General features: G+C 44.4%; 13 protein-coding genes and 6 tRNA genes. 5 read left to right on the forward strand and 14 right to left on the reverse strand.

All coding sequences use genetic code 11. The features are described from left to right. Positions 1-110 precede the first annotated feature (110 nt). From MKX38_RS15560 to MKX38_RS15570, 3 genes are read left to right on the forward strand one after another with little or no spacing between them, the layout of a single operon-like run. Positions 111-1,397, forward strand: a complete 1,287-nt coding sequence (locus tag MKX38_RS15560; RefSeq protein WP_339187659.1) for a UDP-glucose/GDP-mannose dehydrogenase family protein — start codon at positions 111-113, stop codon at positions 1,395-1,397. Next, positions 1,394-2,344, forward strand: coding sequence for an NAD-dependent epimerase/dehydratase family protein (locus MKX38_RS15565; protein ID WP_029318306.1), 951 nt, complete (start codon positions 1,394-1,396; stop codon positions 2,342-2,344). Before MKX38_RS15560 ends, MKX38_RS15565 begins: the two co-directional genes overlap by 4 nt. A 2-nt stretch (positions 2,345-2,346) precedes the next feature. Then, a complete protein-coding gene (locus MKX38_RS15570) occupies positions 2,347-3,570 on the forward strand; it encodes a glycosyltransferase family 4 protein (protein WP_137200968.1) in 1,224 nt (407 codons plus the stop codon). A gap of 73 nt (positions 3,571-3,643) precedes the next feature. Here MKX38_RS15570 and MKX38_RS15575 read toward each other — a convergent pair whose 3' ends face one another. Genes MKX38_RS15575 through cotSA form a run of 3 tightly spaced genes read right to left on the reverse strand, consistent with a single transcriptional unit; the run spans position 3,644 to position 6,280 of the window. Beyond that, a complete protein-coding gene (locus MKX38_RS15575; protein ID WP_004399071.1) occupies positions 3,644-4,075 on the reverse strand; it encodes a hypothetical protein in 432 nt (143 codons plus the stop codon). A gap of 1 nt (position 4,076) precedes the next feature. Further along, on the reverse strand, positions 4,077-5,132 hold the full coding sequence (cotS, locus tag MKX38_RS15580) for a spore coat putative kinase CotS (protein WP_088467357.1): 1,056 nt from the start codon (positions 5,130-5,132) through the stop codon (positions 4,077-4,079). 14 nt (positions 5,133-5,146) lie between these two features. Continuing rightward, the gene (gene cotSA / locus MKX38_RS15585) at positions 5,147-6,280 is read right to left on the reverse strand and encodes a spore coat protein CotSA (RefSeq protein ID WP_003229028.1); all 1,134 of its coding nucleotides are present in this window, start codon (positions 6,278-6,280) and stop codon (positions 5,147-5,149) included. A 189-nt stretch (positions 6,281-6,469) separates the two neighbouring features. Between cotSA and cotI the strand changes: the two genes are divergently transcribed. Continuing rightward, complete coding sequence (gene cotI, locus MKX38_RS15590) at positions 6,470-7,543, forward strand: spore coat kinase CotI (protein ID WP_015251374.1); 1,074 nt, start codon at positions 6,470-6,472, stop codon at positions 7,541-7,543. A gap of 79 nt (positions 7,544-7,622) precedes the next feature. Beyond that, positions 7,623-8,090 (forward strand): TspO/MBR family protein, encoded by a 468-nt coding sequence (locus MKX38_RS15595; RefSeq protein WP_080529711.1) that lies wholly within the window; start codon positions 7,623-7,625, stop codon positions 8,088-8,090. A 30-nt stretch (positions 8,091-8,120) separates the two neighbouring features. Here MKX38_RS15595 and glgP read toward each other — a convergent pair whose 3' ends face one another. The 11 genes from glgP to MKX38_RS15650 all read right to left on the reverse strand — a co-directional run bounded on the left by glgP (position 8,121) and on the right by MKX38_RS15650 (position 16,793). Then, entirely contained in the window at positions 8,121-10,517 is a 2,397-nt protein-coding gene (gene glgP / locus MKX38_RS15600) for a glycogen/starch/alpha-glucan phosphorylase (RefSeq protein ID WP_213385767.1), read from the reverse strand. Further along, positions 10,504-11,958, reverse strand: coding sequence for a glycogen synthase GlgA (gene glgA / locus MKX38_RS15605; protein WP_213385768.1), 1,455 nt, complete (start codon positions 11,956-11,958; stop codon positions 10,504-10,506). The genes glgP and glgA overlap by 14 nt, the downstream gene beginning before the upstream one ends. Next, on the reverse strand, positions 11,955-12,986 hold the full coding sequence (gene glgD, locus MKX38_RS15610; RefSeq protein ID WP_339187670.1) for a glucose-1-phosphate adenylyltransferase subunit GlgD: 1,032 nt from the start codon (positions 12,984-12,986) through the stop codon (positions 11,955-11,957). Before glgD ends, glgA begins: the two co-directional genes overlap by 4 nt. 23 nt (positions 12,987-13,009) lie before the next feature. Continuing rightward, positions 13,010-14,152, reverse strand: a complete 1,143-nt coding sequence (locus MKX38_RS15615; RefSeq protein ID WP_003229018.1) for a glucose-1-phosphate adenylyltransferase — start codon at positions 14,150-14,152, stop codon at positions 13,010-13,012. Then, on the reverse strand, positions 14,149-16,032 hold the full coding sequence (glgB, locus tag MKX38_RS15620; protein ID WP_213385770.1) for a 1,4-alpha-glucan branching enzyme: 1,884 nt from the start codon (positions 16,030-16,032) through the stop codon (positions 14,149-14,151). The genes MKX38_RS15615 and glgB overlap by 4 nt, the downstream gene beginning before the upstream one ends. Before the next feature lie 231 nt (positions 16,033-16,263). Further along, positions 16,264-16,335: transfer RNA gene (locus tag MKX38_RS15625), tRNA-Glu, on the reverse strand. Positions 16,336-16,360: 25 nt separating this feature from the next. Then, positions 16,361-16,451: transfer RNA gene (locus tag MKX38_RS15630), tRNA-Ser, on the reverse strand. Positions 16,452-16,454: 3 nt separating this feature from the next. After that, a tRNA-Asn gene (locus tag MKX38_RS15635) sits at positions 16,455-16,529 on the reverse strand. 12 nt (positions 16,530-16,541) lie between these two features. Continuing rightward, positions 16,542-16,618 (reverse strand) — tRNA-Ile (locus MKX38_RS15640). A 15-nt stretch (positions 16,619-16,633) separates the two neighbouring features. Continuing rightward, positions 16,634-16,707 (reverse strand) — tRNA-Gly (locus MKX38_RS15645). A 10-nt stretch (positions 16,708-16,717) separates the two neighbouring features. After that, positions 16,718-16,793, reverse strand: a tRNA-His gene (locus MKX38_RS15650). Positions 16,794-16,799: the final 6 nt, after the last annotated feature.

A 16,799-nucleotide genomic window follows, 5' to 3' on the forward strand; every position in this document is an offset into this window, starting at 1 on the left:
TACATCTGAAATTAGGCGGAAGCAACTGGGCAGAAAGCGGAATCACGAACCAGCCCTTTTTTAATAGGATATTGATATATGACCAGTAATCTTGTAAAGGAGCTCAGGTGATGAAAATTTGTGTGGTTGGCGCCGGGTATGTCGGTTTAACCCTATCAGCGGCACTGGCATCCATCGGACATGACATGATATGCACAGACAAAGACGTCAAAAAAATCGGGCAGCTGAAAAAAGGAGTCATTCCCTTTTACGAGCCTGGGCTTTCAGATGCAATACTTCGTTGCGGCAATCTCTCGTTTTCTTCTGAAGTGAAATCGAGCATGGAGGAATGTCCCGTTATTTTTATCGCAGTCGGAACTCCGCCGCGTTCGGACGGATCAGCTGATACGAAAGCCCTGCAGTCCGTCATCGGTGATTTAAGCGAGGCGATCCGATCGTATAAAACCATTATTACGAAAAGCACTGTTCCGCCCGGGACAAATGAAAACATAGCAAAACAGCTGATTGCCTCCGGAGTATCTAAAAACCTCTTTAATATCGTATCCAATCCGGAGTTTCTGCGGGAAGGCAATGCCTTATATGACATGCTGCATCCTGACAAAACAGTCATCGGTGTTCAGGAAGAAGATCACGTATCGGCAGCCATCGTCAAATCCATTTACAAACACATTGATACCCCTTTTATCGTTACAAGCTTAGCAGGAGCAGAGCTGATCAAATATGCCAACAATTTCTTTTTAGCGGCCAAAATTTCGTTCATTAACGAAATGGCCCGCATATGTGAAGCCTATCAATCAGATATCTCAGATATTTCCCGCGCTATCGGTCTAGACCCAAGGATCGGGAAGCACTTTTTGCAGGCAGGCATCGGATACGGAGGCTCTTGTTTTCCAAAGGATCTGCAGGCGCTGCAATTTGCTGCCCAGGAAAAAAACACGGAGACCTTCCTGCTCCGGGCCGTGCAGCACATTAATGACACCCAGCTTGGCCTGTATATCAAAAAAATACAGTCATTCTTCGAAAAACTTCAAGGCAAGAAAGCGGCTGTACTCGGCATTTCCTTCAAACCGAATACTGATGACATCCGGAATTCTCAGGCTGTCAGACTGATGGAAAGGCTGGCGGAGCTGGGATGTGATGTTCATGCATATGATCCTGAAGCTGTACTTCCAGAACATTTGCGGCAACATGTAACTCAGCATTCTCAAGCTTTTGATGCGATCGAAGAGAGTGACTTTTTATTTTTGGCGACAGAATGGTCTGAGTTTTTAGCGTTTGATTGGAAAAAGGCTGCAGATATCATGAAAGGGCGTCTTGTGATTGACGGACGCAACGTACTAAAAAAAGAACTGATCGAGGCTTGCGGCCTGATCTGTACGGGAGTTGGCCGTCCATGAAAATACTCGTCACAGGAGCAGCTGGCTTTATCGGCTCCCACCTCTGCGAAGAATTACTAAAAGATAAGAAACATAACGTTATCGGAATCGATGACTTTATCGGTCCTACTCCATTTTCCTTGAAATTAAAAAACCTTAAAAACCTGCTGCCGGAAAAGCGATTTACGTTCATAAAGGAAAATCTGCTGACAGCCGATCTTGCTCCCTTACTGGAAGGAGTGGACGTCATCTTTCATTTGGCGGCCATACCGGGTGTCCGCTCAAGCTGGGGCAATCATTTTCACCCATATGCCGCACATAATATCCAAGCGCTCCAAAGGCTCCTCGAGGCGTGCCGGGAACATTCTATTCAAACGTTCGTCTTTGCATCCACCTCTTCCGTCTATGGCGAAAAACAAGGAAAAGTCAGCGAAAACACGTCGCTTTCTCCTTTATCTCCGTACGGGGTAACAAAGCTTACGGGAGAAAAGCTTTGCCATGTGTATAAACAGAGCTTTGGCATTCCAATTGTGATTCTCCGTTTTTTTACCGTATACGGGCCAAGACAGCGGCCGGATATGGCTTTTCACCGGCTCATTAAGCAGCACCTTCAGCAAAAGCCGCTTACCATCTTCGGTGATGGGCAGCAGTCAAGAGATTTCACTTATATCAGCGACTGTGTCAAAGGCATCACCGCTGTTCTTGGGAAACCCCACCTTATTGGTGAAACAGTAAATATCGGCGGCGCAGAGCGTGCCTCAGTCTTAAAAGTTGTCTCCCTCATTGAGGATATTTCCGGGAGAAAAGCAACACTGCACTTTTCGGACAAAATAGCAGGGGAACCGAGCAACACGTGGGCGGATATTTCAAAAGCAAAACAGCTCTTGCATTATGATCCCGCCACATCCTTAAAGGATGGCTTGACCAACGAAATCGCCTATTTATCGTCGCTGTATCAGGGGGAATAAAAATGAAGCTTGCCTTTATCTGTACAGAAAAGCTGCCGGCGCCCGCAGTACGCGGCGGCGCTATTCAAATGATGATTGACGGTGTCACGCCCTATTTCAGCAGCAGGTACGACCTGACCATTTTTTCAATAGAAGATCCAGCGCTTCCAAAAAGAGAAACAAAAGACGGCGTACATTATATCCATCTGCCAAAAGAACATTACCGCGAGGCGGTAGCCGAAGAGCTGCGAGCCTCTTCCTTTGACCTCATTCATGTGTTCAACAGGCCTTTAAATGTCTCTTTATATAAAAAAGCCTCACCAAACAGCAAGATCGTTCTGAGCCTGCATAACGAAATGTTTTCTGAAAAAAAGATGACCTTCGCGCAAGGAAAAGAAGTACTCGACAATGTCTCCATGATCACAACAGTGAGCGAATTTATTAAACAAACCGTCATTGAACGTTTCCCTGAAGCCGAGGACATCACAAAAGTTGTGTATTCCGGCGTTGATTTAAACTCTTATCCGCCCGTCTGGACGATGAAAGGCTCGGCTGTCAGAAAAACATACCGGAAAAAATACGGTATTGAAGATAAAAAAGTTATTTTATTCGCCGGCCGCTTAAGCCCGACAAAAGGGCCTCACCTTCTCATTCACAGCATGAGACGGATTTTGCAGCAGCACCCTGATGCTGTACTGGTCATAGCAGGCGGGAAGTGGTTCAGCGATGACAGCGAAAACCAATATGTCACCTATCTGCGCACGCTGGCGCTGCCATACAGAGACCACATAATCTTTACAAAATTCATTCCCGCAGACGATATCCCAAACCTTTTTCTGATGGCAGATGTATTTGTGTGCAGCTCTCAGTGGAATGAACCCCTCGCCCGTGTGAATTATGAAGCAATGGCGGCCGGCACGCCCTTAATTACCACAAACCGGGGCGGAAACGGTGAAGTCGTAAAACACGAAGTCACTGGCCTTGTCATCGACAGATACAACAAACCTTCTTCATTTGCAAAAGCAATTGACAGAGCCTTTACAGATCAAGAATTAATGAACAAAATGACAAAAAACGCCCGAAAGCATGTAGAAGCTTTATTTACCTTTACCCATGCTGCCAAAAGGCTCAATACTGTTTACCAATCCGTTCTGACCCCGAAAAACAAACAATTTCCGCCGCCTTTTCTGACGCAAAATTTTGATTTATCATCTATCAATCAGCTTTTTGTGAAAGCAAAAACATAAAACCTACAGCTCGTGTTGCAAAACGGGCTGTTTTTTCGCTACAGAGAACTTAAAAAAAGGCATAAATGTGACTTTATGCCTTGCGCTTTACAGTTTGAGAAAACCATGGAGCTGGTTTAGATTCACTTGGAAGAATGATGATTTCCACTTTAGCTTCTTCCGCTAAGTCTGGTTCTTCATCTTCATCCTCTTCTTCATATGGGGGCGCTGAGCGTTTCGAATCACGCTCCTCCTCAGGCTCCAGAGTGGTTTCGAATTTTGTTTCTTCTTCATCATCGACGATTTTGCGATCTGTTTCCTTTTCCTTCGTTTCTTTTTGATATTCTTTCGGTGCATTGATGTGAGGGAGCTCTCGAATGCTGCCCACATCTAAATGCTTCTCCTCTTCTTCCTTCTCAGCTGAGATTGAGTCATGAGCCTGCCATCCCATCGGTCCTGGCGGTGTAAATACGAATTGGTCGAGATCCAGTTTAGAAATAGAGGCTTTTTGTCTCGATGACCTCATGTCAATTCGCCTCCCGATACGCTTTTATCTTTTTATACAGTTCCGGCAGTTTATCCAAAAACGAATCTTTAGATTCTTCAACAGAAATCATGTTTTGCAGCGCCCAGTTATATTTCTCATCTGACCACGTTTTCTTTTGCTTCAAATAATATTTGTGCCCGATTGCACAGAACAAATGCGGAAACGCGAGATCAATCCAAAGTACCTCGTACTGTTTTTCTGTGAGCGGATACACTGCGTCGTAGGCCGCAAGCAGTGCGACCATGAAATCAGTATCCCATACAGAAAGCTTAACCATCACTTTATTCAGTAGAATACGAAGGTCTCTTGACGGCAAATCGTAGGTAATCGAGTGAAGCTCCTTTAAAAAAGGCTCCCCTTCGATCTCTGTCAAACGTGCCAATGTAAAATCTTGAAAACAGAATCCGCCATGCTCGAGCGTTTCTTTTGTCCAGGTTTCGTATTCTGAGTCATCAAGCGCCTGAAGAGCTTCTTTTCCTCTTGCCAGCATTTTATCAGCATGTTTTAAGAAAGTTTGCGAAAATACGTCATCAGGATAGGATGCTGCGATCTGCATATTCCCTTCAAGTTCCTGCAGCTTCCAACGGTACAATTTGTGCCATTTTCCCAGCCTGCTTCTCTTCTTGCTTTCATCTGTGCAAACATATCCTTTTGAGGCATGATGAAAATGGCCGGCAAATGACATGACTTTTTTCATTTGCTCTGCATCATAGTAAATCATTTCTTTTCCTGTCACTTTGTCATATAAGCTGTAAGAAACCTGATCCGTGCCCAAGCAGCTACCGCCATTTTTTGTTTGATGAATCGGCGCTATCGGCAGCCCTTTCTCTTGTAAATGGGCGTGTGCCTGAGTGATAAAAAGCATCCGCTCCGGTTTCATTTGCGCTTCTTTTAGCAGCTTTGGGCCATGATCAGTTTCGACTTCCCAGATTTTGCGCCCGCTTTTGTTCGATTTCAGCGCCACATGGTCGATATGAAACGGATAATAACTGAGAATTTCGGACACAATCTGTTCTTCATGCTCTTTTTGGTACACTCTGTTCACCCCTTCTATCTGTTCTTTTCATAGACGCTGAGCAGATTTTCAGCCACCCTCTGCCAGCCAAAATTGCTTTCTGCCTCACGGCGGCTGTATTTCCCAAGCCGTTCCCGCTTTTCCGAGCTGCTCAGCAAATCATTGATACGTTCGGCATATTGTTTAGGATTTTCAAAGTCATGAATGATGTAGCCGTTTTTCCCTTCCTCTATGACCTCTGGATTGCCTCCCCGATTGCTTGTAATAATAGGAAGTCCCGCAGCCATCGCTTCATAATGCACCCTTGCTAAAGGCTCCTGCCATTGCGAAGAGCATACAAATACATCTGACATGGTATAAAGGCGCGGAATGTCCTTTGGCTTCACAAATTGAATAAATGTGACATGATCCTTTTGCATCGCACCAAGGGTATGAAGATGTTTGACATAGTTATTTAATTCATTATCTCCGAACCATTTTGACCCGATAAACACCATCATGACATCGGGGTGCTCCTCAATGATGTCCGGCAAAGCCTGCAATAATATGTGCGGGCCTTTGACTTTGCTAAGCCGGCCGACAAACAAGACGATTTTTTTGCCGTGAAGCCCCAGCTCGCTTCGCATCTCTTCGCGAGCTCGCTGCCCTTCATTCGTCCAGCGAGGGTGGTACGTTTTTAAATCCACACCGGAATACACCGTTTTTGTTTTTGATCGTGCTGACGGAAAACGGCTTGTGATCGTCTGTCCGATATAATCGCTGACCGTAACAATCTGCGCTACGGAGTCGATGCAAATCTCGCCTTCCGCCTGGCTGATTTTATCGTAAGCGAACATTTCATTGTGAACACTTAAAATAAAAACAGCATCCGGCGCCTGTTTCTTCAATTTCGGAACCCAGCTTGGGCGATTACAAACATGCACAAGATCAAAACGGCTCTTTTTCAGCTCTGCTCCAACGGCTTCTTCATAACGGTCTTCATCCAAATGCACATAATGGACACCGTCTACCTTCTCTCTATCAGCGAGATTCGGATCTTTAATAGAAAACACAGTCACCTCATGTTTTTTGGCAATTAAAGGGGCAACCGCTTCTAGGTAGATTTGAATGGCGCCTCCTCGAACCGATGGGACAGGAAGCTTCTCTGTGGCGATCAGTGCTATTTTCATACATAGCCTCCATTCCTGCATGATTTTTAACTAGTTAGAATCATGATACGGCTGAACAACCAACTTGTGCGGAATGGGACTGCCCTAAAAACAAAACGGGTAAACAACCAGATTCATCTATTAAATATAGTCAAATAACTCAATCATTTTTTCCTTTTGATTCATAAGGTAGGAGTAAAACAGGTAAGGATGTGTCCTTTAATGGCAGAAAACCATGAAGTCATTGAGGAGGGGAATTCATCAGAGCTTCCTTTATCAGCAGAAGATGCAAAAAAATTAACGGAGCTGGCTGAAAATGTGCTTCAAGGATGGGATGTGCAGGCTGAAAAAATAGACGTCATTCAGGGAAACCAGATGGCGCTTGTCTGGAAGGTCCACACAGACTCCGGCGCGGTTTGTCTAAAACGAATACACAGGCCAGAAAAGAAAGCGTTGTTTTCCATTTTCGCGCAGGACTATTTAGCAAAAAAAGGCATGAATGTTCCTGGCATACTCCCAAACAAAAAAGGCAGCCTATATTCCAAGCACGGCTCATTTCTATTTGTCGTATATGACTGGATCGAAGGAAGGCCGTTTGAGCTGACTGTAAAGCAGGACTTGGAGTTTATCATGAAAGGCCTTGCTGATTTTCATACAGCTTCCGTCGGATATCAGCCGCCAAATGGCGTTCCCGTATTTACCAAATTAGGTCGCTGGCCGAATCACTACACGAAACGATGCAAACAGATGGAAACGTGGAAGCTGATGGCGGAGGCGGAAAAAGAAGATCCTTTCTCACAGTTTTATCTTCAGGAGATAGATGGCTTTATTGAAGACGGGCTGCGCATCAAAGACCAGCTTTTGCAGTCGACCTATGTTCCATGGACTGAACAGCTGAAAAAAAGCCCTAACCTTTGCCACCAGGATTACGGAACCGGAAATACACTCTTAGGGGAAAATGAACAGATTTGGGTCATTGACTTAGATACCGTTTCATTTGATCTGCCTATTCGCGATTTGCGCAAAATGATTATTCCGCTTTTGGATACGACGGGCGTTTGGGATGAAGAAACATTTAATGTCATGCTGAACGCATACGAATCCAGAGCCCCATTAACTGAAGAACAAAAACAAGTCATGTTTATTGATATGCTGTTTCCTTACGAGCTTTACGATGTCATTCGCGAAAAATACGTCCGCAAGTCTGCTTTACCGAAGGAAGAATTAGAATCAGCTTTTGAATATGAACGCATTAAAGCAAACGCATTGCGGCAGCTTATTTAAGACCATCATTTCCCCCGCATATCGGGGGTTTGATCTTTATAAGATAAAGGGTAATTAAATACATGCGGAGGTTGCAAATATGAAAAAGATTGTCGGCGCTTTAGCCGTTTTTGTGATTACATATGCGCTGTTTTCAGCCGCAGGCTACCTGTTTCCTGTGGACCAAGAATGGTACAATTCATTGAAAAAACCGGACTGGACGCCAAGCGGAACTGCGATCGGCATCATTTGGGCCATCCTGTTTGCCCTGATCTCCCTTTCAGCAGCCATTGTATATGCTGCGTTTTCATTTAAAGGTGCGAAAAGCTTTTGGTTTACACTTTTGATAAATTACGTGCTCAATCAAGCCTTCAGCTATTTCCAGTTTACGCAAAAAAATCTGCTGGCTGCATCGCTTGACTGCCTGCTTGTCGCCATCACAGCAATCATATTACTGATCATTGCCAAAAAATACAGCAGAACCGCAAGCTATCTTCTTTTGCCTTATTTTTTATGGAGTGCATTTGCGACGTTCTTATCCTTTACAATCAATTCAATGAATCTGTGAACAAAAAAAGCCGCTTATACAGCGGCTTTTTCACATCATCGGCTTGATGCCCCAAATGTCCTTCGCATATTCCCGGATCGTGCGGTCGCTGGAGAAATATCCAGAATGAGCAATGTTTACAATCGAACGCTCAGACCATTTCCTTCGCTCCCGATAATCAGCTTGAATTCGCTCCTGTGCATCTGCATATGAGCTGAAATCCTTCAGCACAAAATACTCATCATTATGCGGAAGCAGCGAGTCAAAGATCGATTCAAATTCATCTGCTTCTCCTTCAAAAAAACCATTGATCAGCTGATCCGCTACCTGCCTGATTCTCCTGTCATGCTGATAATATTCCCTCGATCTATAGCCGCCGTTTTCCTGATACGATAGAACTTCATCCGCCTTTAAGCCGAACGTGTAAATACAATCAGGGCCCACCCGCTCAAGGATCTCGATATTTGCGCCGTCATGCGTGCCGATCGTCAAAGCCCCGTTCATCATAAACTTCATATTCCCTGTACCAGACGCTTCCTTGCTTGCGGTTGAAATTTGCTCACTTACGTCTGATGCCGGAAAAATTCGCTCAGCCATAGAAACTCTATAATTTTCTAAAAAAACAACTTTGATCAGCTGTTTGACTGCCGAATCATAATTGACTTTTTCTGCGACAGAATGGATCAGCTTAATGATTTTCTTGGCATAATAATAGCTTGGTGAAGCCTTTGCCCCGAAAATAAAGGTTTGCGGGTAGATTGAAAACCCGGCGTCCTCCTTGAGGCGGTTATACAAATACATAATGTGAAGAACATTCAGCAGCTGCCGTTTATATGCATGAAGCCGTTTCACCTGTACGTCGAATATGCTGTCAGGGTTCACAACCACCCCGGCCGTGCAAAAAATCAAATCGGCAAGCTCTTGTTTTTTCTTGCTTTTGTTGTTTTGAAACTGTTCAATAAATGCAGGATCAGTGGCGTACGGTTCTAAACGGATCAGTGATTCCGGCTGTTTGACCCATTCATCACCGATCGCCTCTGTAATGATGGCAGACAAGCCTGGATTCGCTTTTAACAGCCAGCGCCTGTGGGCAATTCCATTCGTCTTATTGTTAAAACGATTCGGAAACAGCAAGTGAAAGTCGCGCATCTCCCTTTCCATTAATATATCGGAATGTATTTTTGCAACGCCATTTACACTGTAACTGCCTACTATGGCCAGATGAGCCATTTTGACAACACCATGCGCTGTAATCGCCATGTCCTCTATCCTTTTCCAGTCTCCCGGATACTTTTCCCAAACTGCGCGGCAAAACCTCTCATTGATCTCTTCAATAATCATGTACATTCGCGGGAGCAGCGGCTTAAACAAATGAATCGGCCATTTCTCGAGCGCTTCTGACAATGTTGTATGATTTGTATAAGAAATCGTATGTACAGTGATATGCCAAGCTTCTTCCCAGCCCATGTTCTCTTCATCGAGCAAAATCCGCATCAGCTCAGGCACCGCAAGCGCAGGGTGAGTGTCATTAATATGAATGCTCACTTTTTTATGCAGGCCGGATAAAGATTTATGTGTTTTACGGTAATTGTTCACAATGCTTTTTAAGCTTGCGCATACTAAAAAATACTGCTGCTTCAGCCGTAAAATTTTCCCCTCATCATGGGTGTCATCGGGATATAAGAATTCAGAAACCGCTTCTGTTTCTCGCTTATAAGACAAAATATTACCGCCGTGATAATGCGCATAGGGCTCGGCGTTCCAAAGCCTTAACGTGTTGACAGTGCCCGTTTCATAGCCGATGATCGGGATATCATAAGGAACAGCGGTAACAATTGTCGCTTGTTCGTGGCGAAAATGCAGGCGCCCGCTTTTTTCTGTCATATGGACTTTGCCCCAAAACGGCACGTCCACTGCTTGATCCGCATTCCTTACTTCCCATACGTTCCCGTTTTTCAGCCATTGCTCAGGCAGCTCCACCTGATGCCCGTCTACAATTTTTTGCTCAAACAAGCCATGCTTATAACGTATGCCCATCCCGTGCCCCGGCAGGTTCAACGAAGCAAGAGAATCTAAAAAGCAAGCGGCCAAGCGGCCAAGCCCGCCGTTGCCGAGACCTGCATCGTTCTCTATCTGAAGGATTTCCTCTAAATTGATGCCGATTTCCTTTAAACCAGCTTCTACAACATCACGAACACCAAGATTCATTAAGTTTTGCTCAAGGAGCTGACCGAGCAGAAATTCGATTGATAAATAATATGTCTGCTTCCCGGAATTTGATCTGCTTTTTTCATTCGTTTCGATCCAATCAGCGCTGATATACTCTCTGACCATATTGCCCAACGTTTTATATTGATCCAGCTTGGCAGAATCTTTAAAGCTTTTTCCGCACGTCATTTCCAGACGCTTTAAAAATAAGTCTGCAAAGCGTTCTTTACTCGAGAACATCCCGTCCACTCCTTGTCACCTGCTCGAAAATACGCTGATACTCTTTAGCCGACTTCCCCCAGCTGTAATCTGCATTCATAGCGGTCTTCACGATGCTCTTCCATACATCCTGTTGGCAATAAAACGACAGCGCCCTTTCTATCGTAAATTTCAGATCATGCGCATTAAAGGCGGAAAACGTAAAGCCATTGCCCGTTCCCTCTTCCTCCTGATAGGCACGGACAGTGTCGTAAAGACCGCCCGTTTCCCTGACAATCGGAATGGCGCCATATTGAAGCGCAATGAGCTGCCCCAAACCGCACGGCTCAAATTTCGACGGCATCAAAAACATATCAGAGCCCGCATAAATTTGATGGGCTAGCGGCTCATCAAACCCGATATAAGCCCGGCACTTCTCATGAAAAGCAAATTCTGCATACCGGAAATAATCTTCAAATTCACGTTCTCCTGTGCCCAGCACAACCAGCTGTATGTCTTGCTCCTCAAGAAGTTCGTGCATAATTCTGCGGACAAGATCAAGCCCCTTTTGTTTAGTGAGCCTTGTCACCATACTGATCAGCGGAATATCGTTTTTCTCTGGAAGCCCCATCCGCCGCTGAAGCTTCGTTTTGTTTTCCAACTTGCATGCAAGATCCCCTGAATCGTATTGCGCCTCTATATAAGGATCGCTTTTCGGCTGATAGAACGTATCATCAATGCCATTTAATATGCCGGTTACATCATTTTCCCTATATTGCAAAACCTGTTCCAGCTGCTCACCATAATACGGAGTCAATATTTCATTTCTGTAAGTGGGGCTCACAGTTGTCACATGATCAGCCGCAATGATGCCCGCCTTCATAAAATTAACAAATCCGTTGCATTCTAACCTTTCATAATGAAAATGATCCATCTCAAGACCCAGCAAGTCATGTGTGACATCAGGAGGAAATATGCCTTGAAACTGCAGGTTGTGGATCGTGAGCACGCTTTTCATCCGTTCATAAAAAGGATGTTTTCTGTACTCCTCTTTCAGCAAATAATTGACCATCGCTGTATGCCAATCGTGAGTATGAACAATATCGGCTGGAACATTCACAACTTTGGCAGCCTCCAGTACAGCTCTTGAAAAAAAGGCAAACCGCTCACCGTCATCATAATGCCCGTACAACGAATCCCTGTTGAAATAGTACTCATTGTCGATGAAGTAATAATTCACATCATCTTCGGCCATATGTTCAATTCCGCAATATTGCTGCCGCCAGCCGACAGCTACCGTACACTCAGCCTGTTTTTTCATACGCTTTTTCCACGGTTCAGGTATTTGGCTGTACTTCGGCAGCATCACAGCTACTTCATTGCCTAATCGTGCAAGTGCCTTTGGCAGAGCACCTGCTACATCGGCAAGACCTCCTGATTTAACAAATGGGGTGCATTCTGACACAGCAAATAATATCTTCAAGAATTCATCAGCTCTCCTTGCACCAAACCTTTTCTTAATACAAGCGGCTGGTCAGCTGTTCCAGCAGCTTCCGTCGACTTGCCGATTTTAACGTCCTTATCCGAAATGACCTGCTCAAGAAGACAATCCTCGCCAATCTGCGTTTTTTGCATAATAATACAGTTTTTCAGCTTCGTACCCTTTCCGACATGAACCGCCCTGAACAAAATGCAGTTTTCAACCTCTCCTTCAAGCACACAGCCGTTTGCCACCAAAGAATTTTTGACAGTGCTGTGTTTTCCGTATTTCGTCGGCGGTTCATCCTTCACTTTTGTGTAGATAGGCTGCTGCGGCAAAAACACCTGCTGCCAAAAACGAGGCTGAATGAGTTCCATACTGTGGGTATAATATTTTTCCACCGAATCAATAACTGCGGCATAACCTGAATATTCATAAGGGCAAATGGTCAGGGCGGAAGCTTCCTTTTCAACAGCCTCCTGAATGGTTTTATAGCCTTTTTCACTATGTCCGTAGATCAAATCTTTTAAAAGTGTTGTAGACATGATATAAATTTGCAGCGACTGGCCGTCCTGAAATACCTCGGTGACATCGCAGCCAACCTCCTGATGGCGTTTCAGCACATATTGAAATTGAATGTTGCATACGGTATGGCTGTTGGAGATAACAGCATATTGCTGAGTGCTTCTGTGGAAGTAATCTAGATGGTCCGAAAACTGGCGAAAGGAACCGAATTCATCGTATTCGTGATGAAGATGGGGAGACGGGAAAAAAAAGAGGCCGTCCTTTTTCCGGTGCAAATCCCATTCCTTACCCGCCCCAAGGTGATCCATGAGCGAACGGTAACGATACTTCGGAAAAATTGCAACACTCCTAATATCCGCATTCACCATGTTGGAAAGCATAAAATCAATCAGTCGGTACCTGCCGGCAAAAGGGATCGCCCCGAGCGACCGCTGTGCTGTTAAATCCTGAAGAGAATGCTTATATGTGGTTTCATCTATAACACCTAACATTTGATTATTGAACACTGACTCTGCCCCCTCTTCAGTAATTAAATCAATTCTTTTTCTACAAATTCCTCTGAAACGAGCAGCACCTCTTCAATGTCTTTTTCGGAGCGAATCACTGCGCCATCCGGCAGCACCATCCCATTAGGAACAATGGCATTTTCAATGACTACATGCTCCCCAATCGTCACATCCGGCATTATGACGGATGATGTAACAGTCGTATGCTTACCAACAGTCACACCTTGAAAAAGAACGGAGTGAGACACATTTCCATATACAACACAACCTTCGTTCACAAGCGAATCTTGAACCTGCGCATCAGATGAAATAAATTGCGGAGGCTGATTTGGATTGACAGAGTAAATTTTCCATTTGCGTTCAAACAGCTTCAGCTCCGAGTCCTCTTTTAACAAATCCATATTGGCTTCCCACAAGCTCTGCACCGTTCCGACATCCTTCCAATATCCCTTGAACGGATAAGCAGAAAGCTTCTTTTTCTCTTCCAAAAGCAGAGGAATAATGTCTTTGCCGAAGTCGTGGCTAGAATAAGGGTTTTGATCGTCCATCTCAAGATACTGTTTCAAAAGCGGCCAATTGAATATATAAATTCCCATTGAGGCAAGATTGCTCTTAGGGAATTTGGGCTTTTCATCAAAATGTGTGATCGTCCCATCTGGATTGGCCTTCATGATGCCGAACCGGCTTGCTTCCTCCCAGCCCACTTCGATGACAGAGATGGTCACATCTGCTTTCTTTTCAATGTGATAATCAAGCATTTTGCCGTAGTCCATCTTGTATATGTGATCTCCTGATAAAATCAGTACATACTCAGGATCATACTGATTCAAATAATTGAGATTTTCATAAATGGCGCTTGCCGTCCCTTTATACCATTTGACTTCTGATGACTCGGCATAAGGGGGTAAAACCGTCACGCCGCCATTATATCTATCCAGGTCCCATGCACTACCGATCCCAATATAGGAATTCAGCTCAAGCGGCTGATATTGCGTTAAAATCCCGACTGTGTCTATGCCTGAATTAGAACAGTTGCTTAGGGTAAAATCAATAATCCTGTATTTTCCCCCGAAAGATACAGCCGGTTTGGCCATATTTTTTGTTAATCCGCTGAGACGGCTGCCCTTCCCGCCGGCAAGGAGCATGGCTACACATTGTTTTTTCATCTTTTTATCTCTCCTCTTTTTTTAACCGCCCGTAAAATCGAGATGCCGTAAGGGGGGATGGTCATCGTGATATAACACGGTTTATGATGAAGTGCTCCCTTTTTAGCCGATAACGGCTTTTTGTTGATTTGCCCTGAGCCTCCATATGTTTCACTGTCACTGTTAAGCACTTCAATGTATTGAGTAAAAAAAGGAACTCCAACATCATATTGATGATAGACCACGGGTGTAAAATTACAAATGATGACAAGCGCCTCACCGTGCTTTTTGCCATAACGAATAAAAGAAAAGATTGATTGTTCGTCATTATGGACATCAATCCATTCAAACGATTGTGCACGATGGTCATGCTCATAAAGGATTTTGCTTTTTTGGTAAAAGCGGAGAAGATCTTGCGTAAAAACGCTGGCTTTCTGATGCATGGGGAAGGAGTCCAAAAACCAATCAAGCTGTTCTGTATCTTTCCATTCATCAAATTGGGCAAACTCTGATCCCATAAAGATCAATTTCTTTCCGGGATGCACTGTCATATAGCCAAGCAAAAGCCGATACTGGGCAAATTTCTGCCAGTAGTCGCCAGGCATTTTATTAAGAAGTGATTTTTTTCCGTATACGACTTCATCATGAGAAAACGGCAATACAAAATGCTCACTAAACGCATATAGTAATGAAAAAGAGATAAGCTGATGACAATGCCGCCTTTCTTCGGGCGGCGTCTCCATGTATTTCAGTACGTCATTCATCCATCCCATATTCCATTTATAATGAAAACCAAGCCCCCCTTCCTCAACGGCACCTGTCACTTGAGGCCATTCTGTAGAATCTTCCGCAATCATCATCACATGTGGATATGCCTCTCTCATGGTTTGATTGAGTTTTTTTAAAAAATCAACAGCATATGGATTCGTGTGGCGTTCATCCTGATTTGGCCAATACAGGATATTAGCCACTGCATCAACCCTAAATCCATCTATATGATAGAATTCCGCCCAGTACAACGCATTCGAAATTAAAAAACTATGAACTTCCGGTTTCCCCAGGTCAAAGTTTGCCGTGCCCCATAACCAGTTCTCCCGATCACGTTCTTCTTTGTATTCATAAAGCGGTTCTCCATCAAACATATAGAGTCCATGTGCATCTTTACAAAAATGTCCGGGGACCCAATCCAAAATGACTCCGATATTTTGTTGATGACATTCATCAACAAACTTCATCAGATCATGCGGCGTGCCAAACCTGCTTGTCGGGCTGTAATACCCCGTTCCTTGGTACCCCCATGAACGATCATATGGATGCTCATACACCGGAAGCAGTTCAATATGGGTAAACCCATGCTCCTTGATATAAGGGATAAGCGTCTGACTTAATTCTTTATAGGAATAATGCCTGCCATCAGAATGCTTCTTCCAAGACCCAAGATGCAGTTCATAAATGAAAACAGGTTTTTCATACAGCGTCTTAGTCTTCTGTTTCTTTTGCCATTTTTGATCTTGCCAGCTGTACCCTTCCAAATCGTAAGTAAGTGACGCTGTGTTTGGTCTGACTTCTGAATAAATAGCGTATGGATCTGCCTTCAGCCTGATCTCACCGTTATTCGTCACGATTTCATATTTATATCGTTCCTTTTCTCCTATACCTGGAATAAATAACGTCCAAATGCCATTATCATTCACTCTGTGCATCACATGCTCTTCTCCAGACCAGCTGTTAAAATCTCCAGCCACTCGTACTTCCGACGCATGAGGCGCCCACACACAGAATTCATATCCGCTTTTGCCATTCAGCTCGCGGTAATGCGAGCCAAACAGCTGATAGCTTTTAAACAGACTGCCTTCGTGAAAAAGATAAACATCATGTGCTGTCGGGCTGGCAGCGGCCATGTAATCATCCTTTCTGACATCATAGTTTTCATTTATAGTATTTATTCGAAGAAATAAAAAAAAGCCCTTTGCTGAAAGCGCTTATACTTATAGACAATTAACTTCATTTTCTGAAGAAAAACGAAATATATGGAGATTTTTGTAGTCTGTTTTTAAAATAAAGAACAAAATCTAAGACATATCATGATTTAGAAAACAAAAAAACCTTGCAGGATATGCAAGGCTTCTGGATGACCCGTACGGGATTCGAACCCGTGTTACCGCCGTGAAAGGGCGGTGTCTTAACCGCTTGACCAACGGGCCGATAATTATTATATCTGTAATCATATGGCGGAGAAGGAGGGATTTGAACCCTCGCGCCGCTTACACGACCTACACCCTTAGCAGGGGCGCCTCTTCAGCCACTTGAGTACTTCTCCATTTGGCTCCACAGGCAGGATTCGAACCTGCGACCGATCGGTTAACAGCCGATAGCTCTACCACTGAGCTACTGTGGAATACAAAAGTCATGGTGGGCCTGAATGGACTCGAACCATCGACCTCACGCTTATCAGGCGTGCGCTCTAACCAGCTGAGCTACAGGCCCATGACGATATAGAAATGGAGCGGGTGATGGGAATCGAACCCACGACATCAGCTTGGAAGGCTGAGGTTTTACCACTAAACTACACCCGCAATTTTTATTTGGGGCGATTGATGGGAATCGAACCCACGAATGCCAGAGCCACAATCTGGTGCGTTAACCACTTCGCCACAACCGCCAAAAT

This window comes from Bacillus sp. FSL M8-0025, from assembly GCF_037975475.1.
In the GTDB taxonomy this organism is placed as follows: Bacteria; Bacillota; Bacilli; order Bacillales; family Bacillaceae; genus Bacillus; species Bacillus subtilis.